This window comes from Geofilum rubicundum JCM 15548 (genome assembly GCF_000974365.1).
Lineage (GTDB): Bacteria > Bacteroidota > Bacteroidia > Bacteroidales > Marinilabiliaceae > Geofilum > Geofilum rubicundum.
The window spans coordinates 25811-46632 of sequence record NZ_BAZW01000031.1; the positions used below are offsets into that span (position 1 = coordinate 25811).

General features: G+C 45.6%; 12 protein-coding genes and 1 pseudogene. 11 read left to right on the top strand and 2 right to left on the bottom strand.

What is annotated here, in order from left to right:
* Position 1: 1 nt before the first annotated feature.
* The 4 genes from JCM15548_RS13260 (at position 2) to JCM15548_RS13275 (ending at position 10002) form a co-directional block, all read left to right on the top strand.
* Positions 2–1552, top strand: a complete 1551-nt coding sequence (locus JCM15548_RS13260) for a fasciclin domain-containing protein (RefSeq protein ID WP_062126263.1) — start codon at positions 2–4, stop codon at positions 1550–1552.
* A gap of 121 nt (positions 1553–1673) precedes the next feature.
* Positions 1674–4781: a SusC/RagA family TonB-linked outer membrane protein gene (locus tag JCM15548_RS13265; RefSeq protein WP_162198242.1), complete on the top strand. Its 3108-nt coding sequence runs from the start codon at positions 1674–1676 to the stop codon at positions 4779–4781.
* A gap of 44 nt (positions 4782–4825) precedes the next feature.
* Entirely contained in the window at positions 4826–6496 is a 1671-nt protein-coding gene (locus tag JCM15548_RS13270) for a RagB/SusD family nutrient uptake outer membrane protein (protein ID WP_157482755.1), read from the top strand.
* Positions 6497–6855: 359 nt separating this feature from the next.
* On the top strand, positions 6856–10002 hold the full coding sequence (locus JCM15548_RS13275) for a LamG-like jellyroll fold domain-containing protein (RefSeq protein WP_162198243.1): 3147 nt from the start codon (positions 6856–6858) through the stop codon (positions 10000–10002).
* A 111-nt stretch (positions 10003–10113) separates the two neighbouring features.
* On the opposite strand, the gene JCM15548_RS13280 is transcribed toward JCM15548_RS13275, so the two are convergent.
* Both JCM15548_RS13280 and JCM15548_RS13285 read right to left on the bottom strand, forming a co-directional pair.
* A complete protein-coding gene (locus JCM15548_RS13280; protein WP_062126275.1) occupies positions 10114–10344 on the bottom strand; it encodes a T9SS type A sorting domain-containing protein in 231 nt (76 codons plus the stop codon).
* A gap of 127 nt (positions 10345–10471) precedes the next feature.
* Positions 10472–13807, bottom strand: a complete 3336-nt coding sequence (locus JCM15548_RS13285) for a BNR-4 repeat-containing protein (protein ID WP_062126278.1) — start codon at positions 13805–13807, stop codon at positions 10472–10474.
* 310 nt (positions 13808–14117) lie between these two features.
* Between JCM15548_RS13285 and JCM15548_RS13290 the strand changes: the two genes are divergently transcribed.
* The 7 genes and pseudogenes from JCM15548_RS13290 (at position 14118) to JCM15548_RS13310 (ending at position 20764) form a co-directional block, all read left to right on the top strand.
* Positions 14118–14978, top strand: a complete 861-nt coding sequence (locus JCM15548_RS13290) for a glycoside hydrolase family 43 protein (protein ID WP_227625802.1) — start codon at positions 14118–14120, stop codon at positions 14976–14978.
* Positions 14975–15286 carry a glycoside hydrolase family protein gene (locus JCM15548_RS24115; RefSeq protein WP_227625803.1) on the top strand — a complete coding sequence of 104 codons (312 nt, stop codon included), beginning with the start codon at positions 14975–14977 and terminating at the stop codon, positions 15284–15286. The genes JCM15548_RS13290 and JCM15548_RS24115 overlap by 4 nt, the downstream gene beginning before the upstream one ends.
* 240 nt (positions 15287–15526) lie before the next feature.
* The gene (locus JCM15548_RS25610) at positions 15527–16213 is read left to right on the top strand and encodes a DUF2264 domain-containing protein (RefSeq protein WP_262487055.1); all 687 of its coding nucleotides are present in this window, start codon (positions 15527–15529) and stop codon (positions 16211–16213) included.
* Positions 16213–17525, top strand: a pseudogene (locus JCM15548_RS13295) (DUF2264 domain-containing protein). The gene JCM15548_RS25610 and the pseudogene JCM15548_RS13295 overlap by 1 nt, the downstream one beginning before the upstream one ends.
* Positions 17526–17585: 60 nt before the next feature.
* On the top strand, positions 17586–18443 hold the full coding sequence (locus tag JCM15548_RS13300) for a glycoside hydrolase family 16 protein (protein ID WP_062126281.1): 858 nt from the start codon (positions 17586–17588) through the stop codon (positions 18441–18443).
* 390 nt (positions 18444–18833) lie between these two features.
* Positions 18834–19205, top strand: a complete 372-nt coding sequence (locus tag JCM15548_RS13305) for a biotin/lipoyl-containing protein (protein WP_062126284.1) — start codon at positions 18834–18836, stop codon at positions 19203–19205.
* A 17-nt stretch (positions 19206–19222) separates the two neighbouring features.
* The gene (locus JCM15548_RS13310) at positions 19223–20764 is read left to right on the top strand and encodes an oxaloacetate decarboxylase subunit alpha (protein ID WP_062126287.1); all 1542 of its coding nucleotides are present in this window, start codon (positions 19223–19225) and stop codon (positions 20762–20764) included.
* Positions 20765–20822: the final 58 nt, after the last annotated feature.

Consider the following 20822-nt stretch of genomic DNA (forward strand, 5'->3'; position numbering starts at 1 on the left):
GATGAAAGCACTAAATAAGATAAATGCATTTGTTTTTCTGTTGTTTTTGGTTCTTGCCGGCACTGCCTGTGACGATCAATGGGAACAGCACTACAGTGGCAATCAGGAAAAACTTCCGGATTTTAATTTGTATGAATACATTAATTCTCAGGCCGAGCTTAGTTATTTTGCCGAGATTTTGAAAACAGCCGGTTATGACACTGTGCTTGTTTCCGCCCAAAACTTTACGGTATGGGCGCCAGTCAATGCCAGTCTGGAAATGGTTGATCGACAGGATGTTGAACGTGCAAGGGTGATTGCACAAAATCATATTGCCCGGGGAAGCATTACCACCTCTCTGATTAGCTCCAGAATGGTGCGCTTGCTCAATGGTAAATACATTCCCCTGGAACGGGGCGAAAATGCGGTCTTCTCTTTTGGAGGATCGGGTTTTACCAAGGGCAATATTAGAACCAACAATGGTCTGGTTCATGAAATTGAAAGCTATGTGGAATTTTTGCCCAACTTGTGGGAGTTTCTAGATAGGGGAAATGATCTGGATTCGCTGAGGGAGTATTTATACGGCCTAACCGAACAAGTATTTTCTCCTGTTCTCAGTTCTCAGATTGGTACCAATGAGGATGGGAATGCTGTTTATGACTCTGTTTTTGTTGAAAGCAACTTGTTTCTGGAATCCAGAGGAGAATTGAATGTGGAAGACAGCGTTTATACCACCTTGTATTTGAAGAATTCAGCCTGGAATATGGCCTATGATAAGATTTCTCCCTACTTTACTGTTCCGGATGTTTTTGGTGGGGCTGAAAGAGGGGAGGCGTTGATGCGTCGTAGCATGATCTCCGACTTGGTTTTTAGAGGAAGATTTGAAGACCCGGGTGCCAGAGATTCACTTATTTCTACCGGGGGCAACGTATTTTATTCCCCTGCCTATCTTTTCGCCGGCGCTGAACATGTTGCGTTAAGTAATGGAGATGGATACTTATTGAATGATTTTCCATTTGTGGATACCCTTACCTGGTTTAAAGAAATTAGGGTTGAAGCGGAATTTCCCACAGGCAGAACCAACCAGAACAATGAACTTTTCAACCGAAGTGGATTGGGCACCGGACTGGATGTTTCAAATGACCGGTATCTGTTACTGGAGCCTTCCGGAACAAGTAATTTTGCGCGTTCCAATGTCACATTTTCTATACCGAATACCTTGTCAGCCAAATACCGGGTCTACGTTGTTTTTGTGCCTGCAACGGTGGAAGATCCCAACAACCTGACCCCTACCAAGACGAGTTTTCAATTAACGTATGTCAATACCACAACCGGAAGAACTCAACGTTTGCGGGTTACACCGGAAGACAATGAAACCAAGCCGGAAGGCCTGACCAAAATGTTTGTGACAGAGATTGATTTTCCTTTTGCCAATGTCTCTAATGAGGATTATCCCAATGTTGCAGTTAACTTACAGGTTACCAATGATGTGACTCTGGCAGAAGAAACCTCTGGTGCCTACAGTAGGACCATGCGAATTGACTGCGTTGTATTAGAACCCGTTATTGAATAGCATATATAATATATACAGGATGATAATGACTAGAAATAATAGACTTGTAAGAATTGCAATATCACTTTTTTCAGATAGGCAATTACTGCTGTTGTTGGCATTTGGTTTAATGCTCGTTCCCTTGTCTTTAAAAGGACAGAATTCCGGGGAGGCAGATTCGTTAACGTATATAAAAGTACTCGTAAAGGACGCCCATACAGGAGCGCCAATTTCTGCCGCCCAGGCACGAACGCTCAATTTTCCTGCTGCCGGAACTACCAATGATGAAGGTGTTATGAATATTGGGGTGGTTTCCTTGAATGATGTATTGGAAGTGCGCGCCTACTTTTACGACCCGGCTGAGGTCCCTCTGAGGGGCAGGACGGAAGTGGAGGTTTCCTTATTTCCTGAATTTTTCTCCGATTTTGTTAGTGAGGAAGAAGGCCTTTTGGGGAAAACCAGGGCATCACACAATATGCTGTCTTCAAGAAAATTGAAAGCCCATGATCCACTCATGGCCGTATCCGCCGATGCCTTGATTCAATCTTATGCCGGTGGTGAAATCCGTTCCATAAGTCGTTCAGGTACCAGCGGAATTGGAAATGCTATGTTTATCAGAGGGTTTAATTCTGTAAATATGAATTCTCAACCACTGATTGTTGTGGATGGTGTCATTCTGAATACTTTTTATAATGAGGCCTCCTTGCATCAGGGATATTTTGGCAACAAACTGGCAGATATTGATGTCAATGATATTGAGAGTATTAATTTACTAAAGGACGGATCAGGCCTATATGGCAGCAAGGGCGCCAATGGCGTTATTGATATTCGTACCAGGCGTGGAAAGAGCATGGTTACAAAAATTGAATTCAATGCTTTTGGGGGCGTAACACAGCGTTCCGGTTCTGATATACCCATGATGGATGGCGATGCCTATCGCATTTATACATCTGAATTATTGGGAACCACCAATTTGTCAGCCTCTGATATTTCTGAGCTTCCCTTTTTGCAGGGCGATCCTTCAGCCATTGGTTATAACAGATATCACAACAATACGGACTGGAACGATGAAGTTTATCGCAATGGCATTGTCCATGGTTATAATATTGGCGTTGACGGCGGAGATGAGCGGGCTCTCTATGCTTTCTCCATTGGTTACATGGGAGAAACAGGCGTGGTGAAAAATACCAATATGGAGCGTCTTTCTACCCGTTTTAATGCAGATTTTAACTTGTCAGATTACATTGATTTAGGTTTAAATGTTGGTTTTAGTAATGTGGATCGGGATTTATTGGATGACGGTGTTAATTTTTATACTTCACCTACCTATTTGGCCCGAATTAAGTCGCCCTTTTTAAATCCCTATACTTATACGACTGGGGGTACTGAAACTTCTATTTATGAGAACAGTGATATTTTTGGTATCAGTAACCCCACAGGGGTGATTGGCTTCGCGCTCAATACCAATAAACATTATCGTTTAAATGTAGGAATGCGACCTTCTTTTAAGTTGACACCAGAACTGACCTTAAGCACGCTGTTTGATTATAGTCTGGATAAAAACAAAGAAACCTACTATAGTCCTAAAGACGTGGTTGCTCTCCGCAAGATAGAAGGTTTTGGCATGTCGGAAAATGTTTTTCGAAGCCAGGTTATTCGCAATATTGCCATGTACGACGATACCCGTTTAGAATATAAGAAGATATTGGACGGCCGGCACAGAATAAATGGGGTGTTGGGATGGAGATACTTATTCAATGATTACCGTTTAGAATATGGAGAAGGTCACAATTCAGGATCCAATCAGAAAAGAAACCTGATGAATGAACTTGAGTTCCGTCAGATTATTGGAGTAAACAGCAGCAGCAAATATATGTCCACCTACCTGAATGCCGATTACAGCCTGGATAACAAATACTTTTTATCCTTGGCTGCTGCAATGGACGGTTCTTCAAAGTTTGGTAAGGAAACCATTGGTGGTATTCAATTTTTGGATCGCAGTTGGGCCTTGTTTCCTTCTGTTAACGCCGGATGGTTGATTTCATCTGAATCTTTTATGGGAAACCGTTCCCTGCTTAACCATTTAAAGTTACGGTTGGGTTATAGCATTACCGGGAATGATGATATTGATCCTTATGCCAGTCACACCTACCTGACTTCTACCCGATACTTAGATCGTGCCAATGGACTGGTAATTGGAAATATGGGTAATGAGCAGGTGCAGTGGGAAACGACCTCCAAGATGAATGTGGGGCTGGATGCCCAAGTGTTCAATAATCGGTTGGCGCTGAATGTTGATTTTTATCAGAACCAGACTAAAGACCTCTTGGCACTTCGGGCCTACCCCGAAGTTTTGGGGCAAGGGTTTTATTGGAACAACGAAGGAGAGTTGCAAAATACCGGGGTAGAGTTGGTCGCCAATTGGAAGATCTTGAACTTTAATCAATTTAAGTGGGAACTGGGTGCCAGTGTAGGACATTATCAAAATGAGATTACTTCACTACCCGAAGGTCGCTTTATCACCTCTATTTTTGGCGCCGAAATTCTGACTTCCGAGGGTCAGGCAGCCGGTGTCTTTTACGGCTATAAAACCAACGGAGTTATTTCTTCTGAGGAAGAGGTAATGGCCAATCCAACCTATCGGATAGATGATGTGAGTGGTGCTTATTATTTGTTTACGCCCGGTGACGTTGCCTTTGTAGATCAGGTTGAGGATGGTGTTATTGATGAGAAGGACAAGCAGGTTATTGGTGATCCCAATCCTGACTTTTACGGCTCTTTTTCTACCCGCATGGGTTTGGGGAATTTTACCTTAAGTGCGTTGTTTAATTTTTCCTATGGCAATGAAATTTATAACTACTTGCGTTCCAATCTGGAGTCGGGTAAAGACTTTAGCAACCAGACAGTAACCATGTTGGATCGCTGGACGGCTGAAGGACAACCGGCTACGCAACCGAGAGCGGTCTTTGGTGACCCAATGGGCAATAGCCGGTTTTCGGATCGTTGGATTGAAGACGGCTCTTTCCTTCGGTTTAAAACTCTGACGTTGAGCTACAAGATTCCTGTTAATACGCAGGCTTTTGAAGCGATTGAGATATGGGCTTCCGGCAACAATTTGTGGACCTTGACCGATTATCTGGGAACTGATCCTGAAGTAAGTGCCGGCAATGCCGTTCTTTATCAGGGAATCGACAGGGGTTTTCTTCCCGGTACCAAAAGTTTTGTGGTGGGAGTAAAGCTGAACCTCTAGGTGTTTGAGGTTAATCAATGTACTAATCAATTAATTGGAAAGTAATGAATTTATTCAGTAAAATATTTATCGGATTGATGGGAACAGGATTGTTGCTGAGTTCCTGTGACAACGTTCTGGATGTTGATTACGATAATGTATTGTTGGAAAAGGATTATCAAATGGATTCTCCCAATGATACGATCTATTCCATGATGGGAATTTTGAGTGAGCTGGAAAGCCTTGGGGAGCGCTATGTGGTTTTAGGTGAATTGCGGGGCGACTTGCTCGAGATAACTGAGAATGCATCTACTTCACTCAAGGATATCTACAATTTCAGCGTTCAGGCAGACAACCCTTATGCCAATGTTCGTGATTATTATGGCGTCATCAATCGTTGTAATTTTTTGATTCATAACATTGATACGGCCATTGTATCGCGGGGTCAAAAGGTGATGTACAAAGAATTTGCTGCTGCCAAAGCCATTCGGGCGTGGACTTATCTCCAATTAGCGCTTAATCATGGCCTGGTCAAGTATTATGAGCAGCCATTGACTTCCATACAGGATGCAGAAAAGGATATGGAGGAGCTGGGGCCGGATGCTTTGTTACCCAGATTGATCGCTGATCTGGAGCCAGTTAGGGATATTCCTCTGCCAGGTGAACTTCCTTTGGGGGATGATGTGGATGATTCCAGGCAATTGCTTTTTCCCGTTCAGTTTGTGTTGGGCGACTTATACCTGTACAACCAGGAATATGAAAAGGCTGCTCAGGCGTACTACGATCTGATGTGGAGTCAGGGGTATTTGTCGACCAGCATTTATCAGTCGGAGTGGAGTGTCACCAATGGTGAGTTTACGAGCTATTACCTTTATTGGACGAGTATTTTTAATGTTGGAGTTAGTCGGTCTGAGCATATTTCCCTCATTGGTGGTTCTTCTGAATTCGGAACGCCTTATAGGTTGGATAGTCTCTTCTTTCTCAACAGGGAAATAGCTCCTACGCAAGTGGCCGTAGAGAACTGGGCTGCCCAGGTTTATTTTCACAACTCCACAGTGGTCAAGGAAGGCGATTTGAGGGGAGAAAATGGTTCTTATTATTCTGCCGAAATGACCGCTATGTATTACAATATGTTTTTTGGATCAGATGCTCCTGAAAATACTGATCTGATTGCGGTACGTAAGCATAGGAATATGTATACCGATGAGTTCTGGGGTGTTCAGATTTACCGTATTGGACTACTTTACTTACGATATGCCGAAGCTGTGAATAGGGCCGGCAAGCCCAATTTGGCCTTTGCTGTTCTCAAAAATGGATTGACGGCCAATACACTGGCCAATGATGAAATTGTGCCCCTTCATGAAAAAACTCCTGCTCTGGCCCCATGGATGGATTTTACCGGTCCCCGCTTTAATATTTATGCGACCAGCAATAATATAGATGTGATTGGCATTCATGGGCGTGGCAATGGCAGCATTCATCTTTCAGAAGATTTCCGCATTCCTTCTTTACCTACGCTGCAGGACTCTATCCTGTATGTGGAAGATAAAATTGTTGAGGAACTGGCTTTGGAGACTGCCTTTGAAGGGAATCGTTTCCACGATCTGATGCGGGTGGCCAAGCGACGCAACAATCCTGGGTATTTGGCCGCTAAAGTGGCGGAAAAGCACGACAACAGAGCCGCCATTGAGGCTTTGCTGATGCAGGAAAGCAATTGGTATTTGCCCATTAAATAATGCATAAGCGAAACCCCCGCTCTATTATTGAGCTGTGGTATTTGGTACTTAAAAATCAACTTAGGGGGGACTGCTCAAATGAGTAAATCCCCCCTTTTTCTATTCGTTTTACGCTACAATTCTTAACGTACATCCATAAAACTAAATGCTTGTTTATCAAGCTTTGATTGTAAGTTTTTGAAATACAGCAGAGTGTGATTTAGTGATGTTTTTCGGGATCGATTTTTTTACATAAAATTACAATTATGTGTCAGGTTTTGCGGCCTTTTATGAAAGCGATTTGCTGCGCTATATGGTATTTTTACAATCATAGTTAAAACACAAAGTTTTATTCATCTAAATAGTAATAGTTTATGAAAATGAAAAATTTACTCTTAAGAGGTTGGTATCTTCTGGCATTCTTTATGATGCTGGGCGTAACAACAGTAAACGGTCAGATTACAGACACAGCCAAAGTGATTGATCCGGCATTAACGGGTAAGCATCTGGTTCATGCGGAAGTGACCTTTTTTGATGGGGATGAGAACGGACAGTATGATGCCATTTTCACCCTTTCTCAGGACACTGTGAGGGCTTGGGCCGACTATGTAACAACCGTTGCTTTTTATCACACAGGCATTGCGGTTAAGAATGGTTTCACGGGCAGTCTTGTTTATACCAATCAATTGATTCCGGTTCCCGGGCAGCCTTATGATATTTGGATGGCGGTGGATATTCCGAATGGGGTTTATACTACCTGGGTGCAAACTGAAGGCATGGAGGCGCCATTAATGATTTTTAAAGATGCCGGTTTTAATCATTCCAATTTTACAGAACTTAATTTGTGGTCGGCCATTCACAATGGCAGTGGCCAGGATGATTATTTGACGGTACAGAATTTTGAATTGACCACCAATTCAGATCCTTCTTTGGCCAGTTTAAGTGCCAATGTGGGCGTGATGTCGCCTGAGTTCAATCCCATGGAGCAGGCGTATGAATTGGCTGTTCCTTATGGAACTACCGCTATTACTGTTGATGCGTTGGCTAACGGTTTGGGTGCCACTGTTGAAATTTTTGACGGACTCGGAGAGCTGGTAGGTGACGATGGGGTGGTTGCTTTTGCTGGGGATGGTATTTCTCTGGAAATTCAGGTAAAAGCTTTTGATGGTACTTCTGCTTCTTATTATCTGGATATTTTTGTGGATGATGGTAGCTCTGAAGCGACATTGTCTGACCTCACCCCAAGTATTGGCACCCTTTCGCCTGCCTTTAGTCAGGCCGTAGAAAGCTATACGCTTACCGTACCGATGGGTGTAACATCGGTGACCCTTGCCGGCACGCCGACTTACCCACAGGCCACTGTTAGTGGTGATGGTGCCATAGCTCTAACCGGTGGTGCTGGTACTGCAAGTGTTGCTGTTCAGTCATTTGACGGTTCTGCCAACAAGACATATACGGTGAATGTGGTGGAGGCCGATGGTCTTAACTATGCCATACAAATGGCCGGAGTTGATGGGGCCACCAGTCACATTGATATTTCCGGTCTTGACCTTAAAACTTTGCCTTATACCGTTGAAATGTGGATTAAGCCTGAAGGCGCGCAAACCAATAATGCAGGTCTTTTTTACAGTCGTACCGGTGATGATAATGCCGGTGCAGCTTATGCTTCGGGATGGCAGGGGTCTGGCAAACTGAGGTTTATGACCAATATTGCCAGTAACGATTATGGAACGGTTACAGATGTTACGGCAGCTACGGATGTATGGCATCACGTAGCGGTTGTTCTGACTGAAAAAACCAGCACAATTTATTTAAATGGAACTCCTTATACCCGTGAGATAGAAAGTCCCGCTTTCGATTATTCTGTAGGGAAATTGTATCTTGGATGGGACACGGGGGCAGCTAATCGTGCCTTTAAAGGAGCGATTGATGAAGTCCGCGTATGGAATGATTCCTTAAATGCTGAAACCATCATGAACAATCGCTATGAGGTTCTTACTGGCGCAGAGGCAGGACTGATTGGCTATTGGAATTTCGATTTGAATAATGAACATGGCGTTTATGACTGGACCGGTGGTGTGAACGGTGTCATTACCGGTGGTACTATTGTGGAATCTTTCCCACGGGCCAATTTGAATCTGACCTCGCTGACTGTGGATCAGGGCAATTTATTCCCAGGATTGCAGGCTTCTGTGACTGAATACACCGTTATTCTTCCGGTAGGAACGACTTCTTTTGTTTTGAGCGCTGAGGCTGAGTCCGCCTCTGCCACTATAACCGGTGCGGGAACCATTGATGTAACCGGAGAAAGAGGTTCTACAACATTTACAGTTACAGAGGGAGCCTATAGTCAGGAGTTTGTTGTTAACTATCAGGTTCAGACCGAACTGACTTTGAAGCACTCTTATACCTTTGCCGATGGAACGGCCAAAGATGTGGTGGGCCAGGCACATGGTACGCTCAATGGTGGTACCATTGTAGCCGGTGAATACATTGCGGCCGAAGAGGGTGAATTTATTTCGCTTCCGGGTGACCTAATTGCTATCAATACATATGCGTCTTTGACGATGGAGGTTTACTTTAAAGCCGGCGATGGTATAAATGGCGCAAATACCATGATTTCCTGGTTCGGTAATACCCAAAACAATTATGGTATTGATGGCTTGTATCTCTCTCATAAGAGTCGCACGGCCATTAGTGCGGGCAATTACTCATCGCCATGGAGTAATGAGGATGGGGTTAATTCCTTGGTTATGGATGATGGTCTTCCTCACTATATGGTGGCAACCCTTACCAATGATTCTATTTCTCTGTATGTGGATGGTACCTATATTGGTAGTACGCTGTTGCGGGACCACAATAAGATTTATAACCTGAGTAACGAACTGGCCTATCTGTGTAAGAGTGGCTATTCAGGTGATGAAACATGGAATGGTTCTATTCTGGAATACAATATCTATTCCGGTGTAATGGATGGTGATATGGTGGCCCAGCGTTCTGTGGCCTTCCCAATTGAGGACGGTTCTGAAGATGCTACACTTCTTGATTTAATGTTGGATGGTGTGAGCATCGACGGATTTGCTTCTACAATAACAGATTACGTTGTTGAAGTGGCCGATGAAAACTATGAGCCATTTATTTCAGCAGAGGCCAAGCATGCCGGAGCTACGGCGACTGTTGTTCAGGCCAATGAAATACCTGGTACAGCCACTGTTGAGGTACTTGCTGCCGATGGTGAAACAACACTGACTTATACCATTGAATTTATCAGACCTACGACTTCTATTGGTGAGGCTAAGGAGGAAGCTGTGGTGGTTTATCCAACCATTACCAGCGGAGACTTTACCATTAAGACCAAAGGACAGGCAGGTATGGTGACTGTTTATGATATGACTGGCCGCGTGGTTATTAGTCAGCCGCTACAGTCTTCAGAAGATACCATCAGCCTGCAACGTGCTGGTATGTATATCCTGAAGGTGGATACGAAAGAGGGCGTAAACGTCTTTAAAGTAATTAAAAGAGATTAAGAGGACTTAGCAATTAGTAATTATCTGTTCTTAATTAGTTGTTATGTAAAAAGGGCTGTCCACGCGGGCAGCCCTTTCCTTTTGGTTTAATGGTTTAATTTCTAAACGGACTTAGTTAATACTGATCTTGGTCTGATAGGCTTTGCCGGAAGCCACCAACTGAAGGATGTAAAGGCTGGCGGGCAAATGGTTTAGAGGAGCGGTGATTTTCTTCTCAAAAAAGGCCGCCTGATGGTATACCGTCCTTCCTTTGTAATCGATGAGGCTGAGCGCATAAGGCTCTTCCTGCTCAGTATTTATGCTTTGTTGTGATTGCTGGTCGGCCGGATTGGGAACCGCCAAGCCAGGGCGTTTAGGGAGCTAAAACAAAAATACCGGTCGCGGCCAAGGCCACGACCGGTGTTTGCAAAATTCAGCGGCTAGTAGCTGAAGGGTTGCCAGCTACTCTTTCGGTTCATGATGATTAAGTTTAGGGTTTTTTTATCATTTTTTGTTGCCACATACGCTGGCCCTGGACGATTTCTAAGATAAAGATGCCGTGCGGTAATGTTTGTCCCAGCACCTTATGATCCGCCACGGGTTTAGTTTCCATTAGCCTTCCCGATAAATCGTAAATGGTGTAGCTGAAGGGAGCATTGGTTTCTATGGTAAAAGTCGAACGGAAGGGATTGGGATAAACAGTCAGGCCTTCTCTGGCTGGTTCTTTGGCCCATCCGGTGCTTGGGTCTCCGATTTCCAGTAAGTAGGATGGTACAATAATGCGGCCGTCGTTCGCGCTGTGCGCCATCACGAACGACAGCCTGTTCTCTTCAAGAAGGGCCTCCCGGTCGATCAATGGTTCATTCATGCCAATATGGCTTTCCGATACGTCCAACTCGGTCCAGGTCTTCCAATGGTCCGCCGCCGAAGCAAAATAGATGCGGTAATTACCGGCTACCACGTAAATATTGTCGTTGGCATCAACGGCAATTTCATTACGGTTTCTGCCTGAGTATGCAATAACATCATTGTGCCATACTCCCTGGTCATCGCGGTAAATGTGGCGCAACTGTCCGTGGTTGATACGTCCGCCCCAGAAGTCACTGCTGTTGGGCTGATCATCCGAAATGTAGGTCTGCAGGATATGAATGCCTCCCTTGCTGTCCACCGCCTGCGATTCCTGGTTAATGAGCCCCCGGTTGGTACCCACGGTCCACACTTTCAGTCCCTGCGAATGGATGGTCATAGGCGCCGTTCCGGCCGTGCCAACCTGCTGACCGTCGGCATTGTTCCAGGTGCGTCCATCATCGGCGCTATAGGCATAATAAACATCGTGGTTGGTCCGCGCATCCGGTGTCTGGCGCCATACCCAGGAAACGTGCAATTGGCCCGCCGGGTCATAATGTATGCCGTTGATGTAGGCGTTTTCATTGACGGAGGTTCCGTTTAAATACTCCCCGATGTAGGTCCATGCACTGGTCTGTGCGTCGTATTCCCAAAGGAAAGAGTCACCATCGCCACTCCAGCCCAGTCGGCACTCAAAGAGCAAATCCCCGTTGGGCTTGGCCACAAAGCGTGGATAGGTAACATTTTCGATGGGGGTTCCGGCTACCAGATAATTCTGTTTGCTGCCGAAAGAGGCCGCCGACCATGCTATATTTTCCGGGTCGTTGGCCAAATCCTTTACCGATTTTTTATAGCGCAAAGGATCGTTGTGATGGTCGTACGACAAGTGAATGGTTCCGTCACCGGGCGCAATCCCCATCGAAATGGTATAGTGGTTGTCGGCAGCGCGGGCCAGCGATATCGTGTGATCGGTGAATTCAATCTCTTCCCAGTTCCCATCTGGCAACTTTCTGCGGGCAATGCATACCCTGGCCACCTGATTCCAATAGGTCACATATTGATACCCCTTGTAGGTCATGATGGCATTTTGCTGAAAGGAGGCAAAATTGGCCCCCTCCACCGAGGTGGCTGCCGAGTTGGTGACCACACTGATGGGGAGTTTGGTTGATTGAATGAAAGCATCCGGATTGATGGTCAGTTCACCCACGGGTGAAGGCGTAGCGGGTGAATAGCTGGTGGCTTCTGTGCCTGTCAGTGTGAATTGAGTCAGGGCCACATCCAAAGTGTTGTTTTTAGCTGCATCAGCGCTTACATCGTAGGTCACCCAGAAATAATTGGTGCTCAAGGATAAATCATAGCTGCTGCTGATGGTGAAGGCATTACTGGCCGGTGTGCCGGCCGATTCTCCAATCAAATGAGCGGTATTGAAAGCGGATTGGGTACCTGTGGCATATACCTTAACGTTGGTAATGTCCGACAAAAGGGTGGTGCCTGCAGCTGAGAGATCTATCTGTGTCAGTTGCAAGAGGTCTTTTTGGTTTTGCACGTCCAATTCGAAGCGCAGGACCACATTGTCGGCCGTACCTGTATTGACCAGACGGGAGGCCTGGTAAGCCTCAGCACGGGTCATTTCCATGGGGTCAAAGATGCTCGACAGACTATAGCTGCCGCCATTGATGGTGCCATCTAAGCCGTTGCCACTCACATCGGTGGCCATCGTTGCCCGGTCGTCAAAGTCCCAATACCCCAAAAGATGTTCTTCATTTCCGGTTAAGGGTGAAAACATGTGGTCTGTAATCTCCTGAGCGCTGCGCTCTGTGGTCCATACCCTGACTTCATCAATGCTGCCTTTTAAGGTCCGGTCGGCCACCGCATTGTCAAAACCCAGATAGGTAATACCGTCAAAAAGGTAGTTATTGAACGAAGTACCTGTCTCTGTAAACGGATGTCCGTTGATGTAGAGCGTTTTGCTATTGGAGGTAACCACCAGTGCCACATGGTTCCATTGTCCGGGTACCGGTTTTATGTCCGGCACTTCAGAGGCACCGTTCCATACACCCTTTATTTTTGTCACATCGGCCCAGCGGTCGTATTGTACGCCACTGTTACTGGAGGCGCCGCGGTTGTACCAAAGGGTGGCGTAGTAGTTTTGATTGGCCTCCGGTTTATACCACATTTCTATGGTGACAGGCAGTGAGGCGATATTAAAGGGCGGCAGGGCCACGTTACTGTTGGCACCGTTAGAACCTCCGGGGAGTGTCATGCCAAAATTATAGTCTTCGATGTTTTCCGAATCGCACACATCGCCAATGCCATCACCGTCAATGTCCGATTGGTCGGGGTTGTAGACGGCGGGACAGTTATCCTTAAATGCAGGAATTCCATCGGCATCATCATCGGAACTGTCCACCGAAGGGGGATAGGTGCCCACCTGATCCACTGCAACCACTTCTGCGATATTTAGTTGATCAGAGTCGCCCTGAGAATTGTGAACGGCAGTCCAGTGGGCCAGCTCACCGACAGGTTGCTTTCTAAAGGCCGCACCCGCGTATATGAGTTGCGGACTGTCCATTTGATCGGTTTGTGCGTAGGTGTCGTAAGTAAAGGTGTTGAAGTTGACTACCAACCATGCCCGGTAAATGGTATTGAAAAGGGTGGGCACCGAAGTGCCGGCCTCATAAGCAAAACCTCCGCCATTGCGCACATCCAGAAATCCGGTGGCGGTGTTGAAACGTAAGGCTGCGGAGTAATCGGACCAGTCGGCAATGGTTCCTTCGGAAAGTGTGAATACGGCATCGGCATGGCCATCACCCCCTTCATCGGTGATTTGAAAGGACGTGTACAGGATGATGTCTCCGCTTACCGGAGGCTCCAAAAGACCAGTCTGGTCAATGGCCGGCTGGGCAATGGCTAATGCTGAAAAAGCCAGGAACGGGAGCAATAACAGCCCTTCTTTGAATCGCTTGTATTTGTTTTTCATGCGTAAAAAAAATTGAATTGTATGGATGGATGCTTGCTGAAAATTTAAGGTTAAAATTATTCAATATAGTTGTTAAAAATTGTCAGCATTTCTGTGGTTTTTGGCAGGTTTTCGATATAAGTGTTAATTATTCGACAGACGCTGTTGAGTTTTTGATATCAGACGCCGGTTTTGGTTAATAGGGGTAAAAAAATATCAAAAAGGGTAGGGGATTTGTTCAGTTAGATTTTCTTGCACCAATCGTCAATTTTGTGCCAAAGATTTAGAGATAAAAGCCTTTTATTTGGTTGTTAAATTAAAACCTACAAAAATGGTATCACTGTTAAGTATTGGACTGCGATGGGGTATGCAACTATTGGCACTTGTTTTTTTATTCTATTTTAGCGCTTCAACGAATTCTGAAGGATTGCGTATCAATCAAACCTTTACACCCGGCGAGTTGTGGTGGGACAATGAGGGAACGCATATCAATGCCCATGGCGGCGGTATTCTATATCATGATCATACCTATTATTGGTTTGGGGAACATAAAACGGCCGGACGGGGCGGCAACACCGCCCTTGTCGGCGTACAGGTCTATGCGTCCAGAGATTTGCTAAACTGGAGCAACGAAGGAGTGGCTTTAAGTGTGGTGGATGAAGCGGGCCACGATATTGAAAGAGGCGCGGTGATTGAGCGGCCCAAAGTGGTCTATAATGAATCAACCGGAAAGTTTGTGATGTGGTTTCATCTGGAACTAAAGGGACAGGGGTATATCGCGGCACGGGCCGGGGTGGCTGTTGCCGAGGAAGTTACGGGGCCTTATACCTTTATTGAGTCGCTCAGGCCCAATGCACAACATTGGCCGGTCAATATGGATGCGGATTTTAAAAACCAGGATGTTGATTTGGATCAATATGAGTGGTGGACGCCCCGATGGCGCAAAGCTGTGGATGAAGGGCTTTTTGTGCGACGCGATTTCGAGGGGGGACAGATGTCGCGCGACATGACTGTTTTTGTCGATGATGATGGTAAGGCCTATCATGTTTTCTCTTCCGAAGAAAACCTGACCATTCATATTGCAGAGCTGTCGGACGACTATCTGTCGCATACCGGACGCTACATTCGAATTTTTCCCGGGGGACACAATGAGGCGCCGGCGCTTTTCAAGCACGAGGCAGATATTATATGATCACCTCAGGTTGCACCGGCTGGGATCCCAATGCGGCCAGGTCGGCCATGGCTACCAGTATTTGGGGTCCGTGGGAAATGTTGGGTAATCCCTGTGTGGGTGAAGGGGCAGACCTGACTTTTCATTCGCAAAGCACTTTTGTGTTGCCTGTGGCTGGTAAGGAGGGAGCATTTATTTTTATGGGCGATCGGTGGCGTCCGCGCAACCCGATCGACGGCCGGTATGTATGGCTGCCCATTAAATTTGAGGGACACAAACCGGTCATTGAGTGGCATGAAGAATGGGACCTTTCCGTTTTTGATGAGTAGTTAAGGCGACCTATGGTTGTCTGTTTCAGATGGCGACAACAATGGTCATGGATGTATTTCTCAATGAATCTTTTAATAACAGATCGTTAGGTGGATAGATCATTAGGTGGATAGGTGAAAATAAATCCATGATATTCAATAAATTATGTCCTTGACGTTAAAAGGTGTAAGTTGTTTAAAATTAAGCATTTACAAAGTAGTAACAAGCTATTATATTAATAATCAGTAATTTTTGTACAGATGATCCGTTTTGGTAAATTATTCTCAGTCAGTCTTTTGCTTGTTTCACTGGTGTGGATGTCCTGCGCACCAAAAAATGCCCTACGAAAGGAAGTGCCGGAAGGCGTGTTTCAGGTAGAAAACCCGGATTATTCGGTGAGTCCCTATACCGGGCTAACGAGAGCGCATTGGAAGGATGCGGCGCTATACTTATTGGAGGGGGCATTTTGCTATATAGAGGAACTGGATGATCCCATGCGCTTTCCCAAGCAGCCGGGAAAAAGTTATCCCCAGGATGGATCCTATAATGTTACCGAGAATTTGGAGGGCTTATGTCGTACCTTGTTTATGGCAGCGCCTTTGCTCAAAGAAGATCCGGAACTGGTGATCAATGGCATTCAGGTGGGGGAATATTACCGCCATCAAATGAAGATGCTGCTCGATCCGGATGGTCCGATGTTTATTAAACACATGAGTCAACCCGGCTGGATTTCACAAATATTGGTTGAGTTCGGTGCCCTTGCCATTTCTATGTCAGTGGCCCCTGAAGTATTGTGGGAGCCTTTTGATCAGGAAACCAAAGATGCTTTGGCGGCTTTGATGATCAGCTATGGCAATGGTCCAACGGTGGGTTCCAACTGGCGCTTTTTCAATATTTTTGTGTTGAGTTTCTACCAGGAGCGGGGTTATGATATTGATGAGCCCTGATGGTGGAGTATATTGAAAAGTCGCTGGACCAATACCGCGGCGAGGGTTGGTACAATGACAGTCCGGCCTACGATTTTTACAGCATGTGGTCCTTTCAAATGTATGGTAAATTGTGGAGCGAACTTTACGGTGAACGCCATTATCCGGAATACGCCAGTGCTTTCCAGGCCAATTTTTCCGACTTGTCTGATAACTACCCCTATCTTTTGATGAAGACGGGGAGATGATTATGTGGGGACGCAGTATGGCCTATCGCATGGCCGCAGCTGTGCCTTTTCCGTTGATGGGATGGGATGTGGATGAGGACATTAATTATGGATGGATGCGCCGGATAGCTTCTTCTACCTTGTTGCAGTTTATGCAACATCCCGAGTTTTTGCAGGACAGTGTGCCTACTTTGGGCTTTTACGGTGCTTTTGAGCCTGCGGTTCAGATTTATAGCTGCCGCGCCAGTGTTTACTGGATGGGTAAGTTGTTTATGGGTTTGCTGGTGCCGGAAGACAGTCCGTTTTGGACAGCCACCGAGAACAATGGTGCCTGGGACAATGCGTTTGAAGCCGATCAGGTCTATAACAAGTTCCAACCGGGCTCAGAGATTCTGATTACCAACTACCCCAATATAGGGGCTTCAGAGGTGCGTTCGTGGTGTCATGAAAGGGTGGCCGACGACTGGCAAAAATTCCGGTCGACCGAGAATTACAACCGATTGGCTTACAACACAGAATTTCATTGGCAGGCGGATGGCGCCAACGGGGAGGTGGCTATGAATTACTTGTTCCTGAATGACAAGCAGGAGTGGGAGGCTTTTCGATTGTATGATTTTCAAAAGTTTGAAAAGGGGATATATTACCGGGATGTGGTATTGGAGACCAATGAGGAATGGGCCATGAATCTGGCTGATATTCCGCTGCCCAATGGTATTTTGCGGGTTGATCGTCAATTGAGCCCACAGACGGTTCAAATGCGCCTGGGGCATTATGCCTTGCCCGATCTGGGCCATGGCATTGAAGTCTCTTCCAGAGAAGTGAAAGGGCATTCTGTGACCATCCTGGATAACGGAAGCCATCAGTTGGCCATGGTGCCACTGCTGGGGTGGGGTCAGACCGAAGTGGTGAGTGCTGAAGGTTTGCATCCCATAAGTGAAAAAAGTAAAGTTTTGGTGGTGACCGGAACTTATGAACCAGAGACAAATTCTAATCCCATTTATGCCACACTGATGTTGTGGAAAAAGTCGGGTGAGTCCTGGTCCGACGAAGAACTTTTACCCGTTGAGGTTTCACCTTCTCTGATAATTTTGAGGAAATCGTCATAGAAAAATCAAATAATGAAACCGTTATTGTCGATTTTGGCAAATAACTAAATAAAGAACGAAATGAGATGGATTTGGGTGGTAGGCATGCTTGTATGGGCCGGTTGCAACATACAAAGTAATCAATCGGGCAGTTTTGTTCTGGCCCCTAAAGGCTACGAACTGGTCTGGTCCGATGAATTCGAGACAGACGGAAAGCCGGATGAGCAATTCTGGAATTTTGAGGAAGGCTTTGTCCGTAACCAGGAGCTGCAATGGTACAGCTCAAAGAATGTATTCATTGAAGACGGCATATTGGTATTTGAGGCGAGACGTGAGGAATACAATAACCCCAATTATAACCCATCGAGCGATGACTGGCGTTATAACCGGGAATTTATTGACTACACCTCCGGTTTAATCAAGACCAACGGTAAGTTTTCCTTTCAGTATGGTATTGTGGAGGTTAAAGCCAGAATTGATACCAGTAAAGGGTCCTGGCCGGCTATATGGACTTTGGGAAATGAAAGACGATGGCCCGCCAACGGAGAAATTGATATTTTGGAATATTACCGGGTCAATGATGCCCCCAAAATTCTTGCCAATGCTGCCTGGTCGGTAGACGACAGTTGGGACGCTGTGTGGGACTCTGAGGTGATGGACTATAGCGATTTTTTGGCCAAGGATCCGGAATGGCATGAGAAGTTTCATGTGTGGAAAATGGATTGGGATGAAGATTTTATTCGTCTCTACCTGGATGATGAATTGCTCAATGAAGTGGACCTGACCAAAACCATCCACCCGGATGGTTTTAATCCCTTTCATCAACCGCACTATATACTTCTCAATTTGGCTGTTGGCTCCAATGGGGGCGATCCGTCCGACACCGAATTCCCCATTCGCTATGAAGTAGATTACGTCCGTGTCTTTCAAAAGAAGTGATCTGAATTTTGCAATCTCTTAAATTATAGTGTTTTGCAATTTGTAGCGAACTCCGGATAAGACGGTTTTAATAGAGAATTAAATCTTTAATAGTCTTAAAATAAATGAACCAAAAGTAGGTGTAAGGTCTTATTGATAAGGTTTTATCCTGTTTTTTATGCCCTATAACATAATAGGGCTTGCGGTTTTTATGCTATATAACATTTCAATGACCTTGTATCTTTAATATGTCCATAATATTAGGTTTTAAATATTTGATAAACAGAGGTTTGATTGTTTTTGTTTCAAATTTGTAGCAATTGGTTAATAATACTTAAATAGGAGGGTGTTTTATTCAATTAAAGTAATTTTGCAGTAATTGAATTAGCAAACATTTATACCAGATATTCTATGAAAAAGTATTTAATCACAGTTAACGACAAACAGTACGAGGTTGAAGTAGCAGAGGTTCGGGCATCAGGTTCGGCTCAAAGAACGATTGAATCAGCCCCTAAGATGAAGAAAGCAGTATCTACCGATCACATCAAAAGCAAAAAAGCAGTGAATGGTGGAAAATCTGTTTCAGCGCCTATGCCGGGTAGTATTTTAAAGGTGAATGTTGCCGAAGGTGATGTAGTAACCAAAGGTCAGTCTTTATTGGTTTTTGAAGCCATGAAGATGGAAAATGACCTGACGGCTCCATGTGATGGGACTGTTGCTCAGGTGAATGTGAAAGAAGGCGGCGTGATGGCTGTTGGAGATGTTTTAGTTGTGATTGAATAGTTAAAAGGAGTAGAATAATGGGGAAAGTAGGAATTACAGAAACCATCCTTCGGGACGCGCACCAGTCGCTCATCGCCACTCGTATGCGCACCGAAGAGATGTTACCAATAGTAGAGCAGTTAGACAATATCGGTTACCACTCTTTGGAAGCTTGGGGTGGTGCTACCTTCGATGCATGTATTCGCTTTTTGAACGAGGATCCCTGGGATCGCTTGCGCAAGATTAAAGAGAAGGCCACCAAAACGCCTTTGCAAATGTTGTTGCGCGGACAAAACCTGTTGGGTTACCGTCACTACGCCGATGATGTGGTCGAATATTTCGTGCAGAAAGCCATCGCCAATGGTATGGACATTATCCGCATTTTCGATGCCATGAATGATCCCCGTAACCTGGAGACGGCCATCAAAGCCTGTATCAAAGAAGGCGGTCACGCCCAGGCTTGTATGAGTTATACCACCAGTCCCTTCCACAGTCTGGAGTTGTTTGCCAAAGATGCCAAGGTTCTTGAGGACATGGGGGCGCACTCTATCTGTATCAAAGATATGGCTGGTTTGTTGAAGCCTTATGATGCCTATGATCTGATCAAGGCCATCAAAGAAACCGTTAAGATTCCTGTTCAGTTGCATACCCACTACACCAGTGGTGTGGCTTCCATGACCTACATCAAAGCCATTGAGGCAGGTGTAGATGTGGTGGATACCGCCCTTTCACCCATGTCGGGTGGTACCTCTCAGCCAGCTACCGAGCCTTTGGTCGCTTCGCTGCAGGGAACCAAATACGACACGGGAATGGATCTGGTTAAGTTGAGCGAAATTGCTGATTACATGCGTCCGTTGCGGGACAAGTGGATTGAAACCGGCCTTTTGGATACCAAAATGTTGGGTGTAGATGCCAATGCTTTAATCTATCAGGTGCCGGGTGGCATGTTGTCCAACCTGGTTTCTCAGTTGAAGCAATCCAATGCTTTGGACAAATACGATGAGGTGTTGAAAGAGGTGCCACGCGTGCGTGAGGACTTTGGTTTCCCGCCACTGGTAACACCTTCGAGCCAGATTGTTGGTACACAAGCCGTATTCAACGTGTTGATGGGCGAGCGCTACAAAATGGTGCCTAAAGAGTCCAAAGGTGTTGTCAAAGGGGAATATGGAAAAACCCCGGCACCGATCTCTGCTGAGTTGACCAAAAAGATTTTGGGAGATGAAGAACCCATTACTTGTCGCCCGGCCGATTTGATCGCGCCCGAATTACATACCATTCGTGCCAAGATTGAAGAGTATATTATACAGGACGAAGATGTGCTGACCTATGCTTTGCTGCCTCAGGTAGCTGAAAAATTCTTCAAAATGCGTAAGGATGGTACCCTGAATCAGGTGGAAGAAACGCCAGCTCCCAAAGCAGCTCCTGCCAAAACAGAAGTGGCTGAGGAAGACGATGACGAATTGGTCGCCGTATTATCAGCAGCCATTGCAGCTGAAGAAGCCGGTTCCGGCGTTCAATACGCCATCAACAGCATCAAACAAGTCAGTCCCTGGGTATTGGCCGGTCGTTTGAACCGATAACTTTTTAGTAATTTGATATATAGTGGAAAGCTGTCCTGAAAAGGGCAGCTTTTTTGCG

What these genes read in the sequence shown, in the direction of transcription:
- JCM15548_RS13260 (WP_062126263.1), top strand. Translation starts at nt 2, where the DNA reads ATGAAAGCACTAAATAAGATAAATGCATTTGTTTTTCTGTTGTTTTTG.
- JCM15548_RS13270 (WP_157482755.1), top strand. Translation starts at nt 4,826, where the DNA reads ATGAATTTATTCAGTAAAATATTTATCGGATTGATGGGAACAGGATTG.
- JCM15548_RS13275 (WP_162198243.1), top strand. Translation starts at nt 6,856, where the DNA reads ATGAAAAATTTACTCTTAAGAGGTTGGTATCTTCTGGCATTCTTTATG.
- JCM15548_RS13285 (WP_062126278.1), bottom strand. Translation starts at nt 13,807, where the DNA reads ATGAAAAACAAATACAAGCGATTCAAAGAAGGGCTGTTATTGCTCCCG.
- JCM15548_RS13290 (WP_227625802.1), top strand. Translation starts at nt 14,118, where the DNA reads ATGGTATCACTGTTAAGTATTGGACTGCGATGGGGTATGCAACTATTG.
- JCM15548_RS24115 (WP_227625803.1), top strand. Translation starts at nt 14,975, where the DNA reads ATGATCACCTCAGGTTGCACCGGCTGGGATCCCAATGCGGCCAGGTCG.
- JCM15548_RS25610 (WP_262487055.1), top strand. Translation starts at nt 15,527, where the DNA reads ATGATCCGTTTTGGTAAATTATTCTCAGTCAGTCTTTTGCTTGTTTCA.
- JCM15548_RS13300 (WP_062126281.1), top strand. Translation starts at nt 17,586, where the DNA reads ATGAGATGGATTTGGGTGGTAGGCATGCTTGTATGGGCCGGTTGCAAC.
- JCM15548_RS13305 (WP_062126284.1), top strand. Translation starts at nt 18,834, where the DNA reads ATGAAAAAGTATTTAATCACAGTTAACGACAAACAGTACGAGGTTGAA.
- JCM15548_RS13310 (WP_062126287.1), top strand. Translation starts at nt 19,223, where the DNA reads ATGGGGAAAGTAGGAATTACAGAAACCATCCTTCGGGACGCGCACCAG.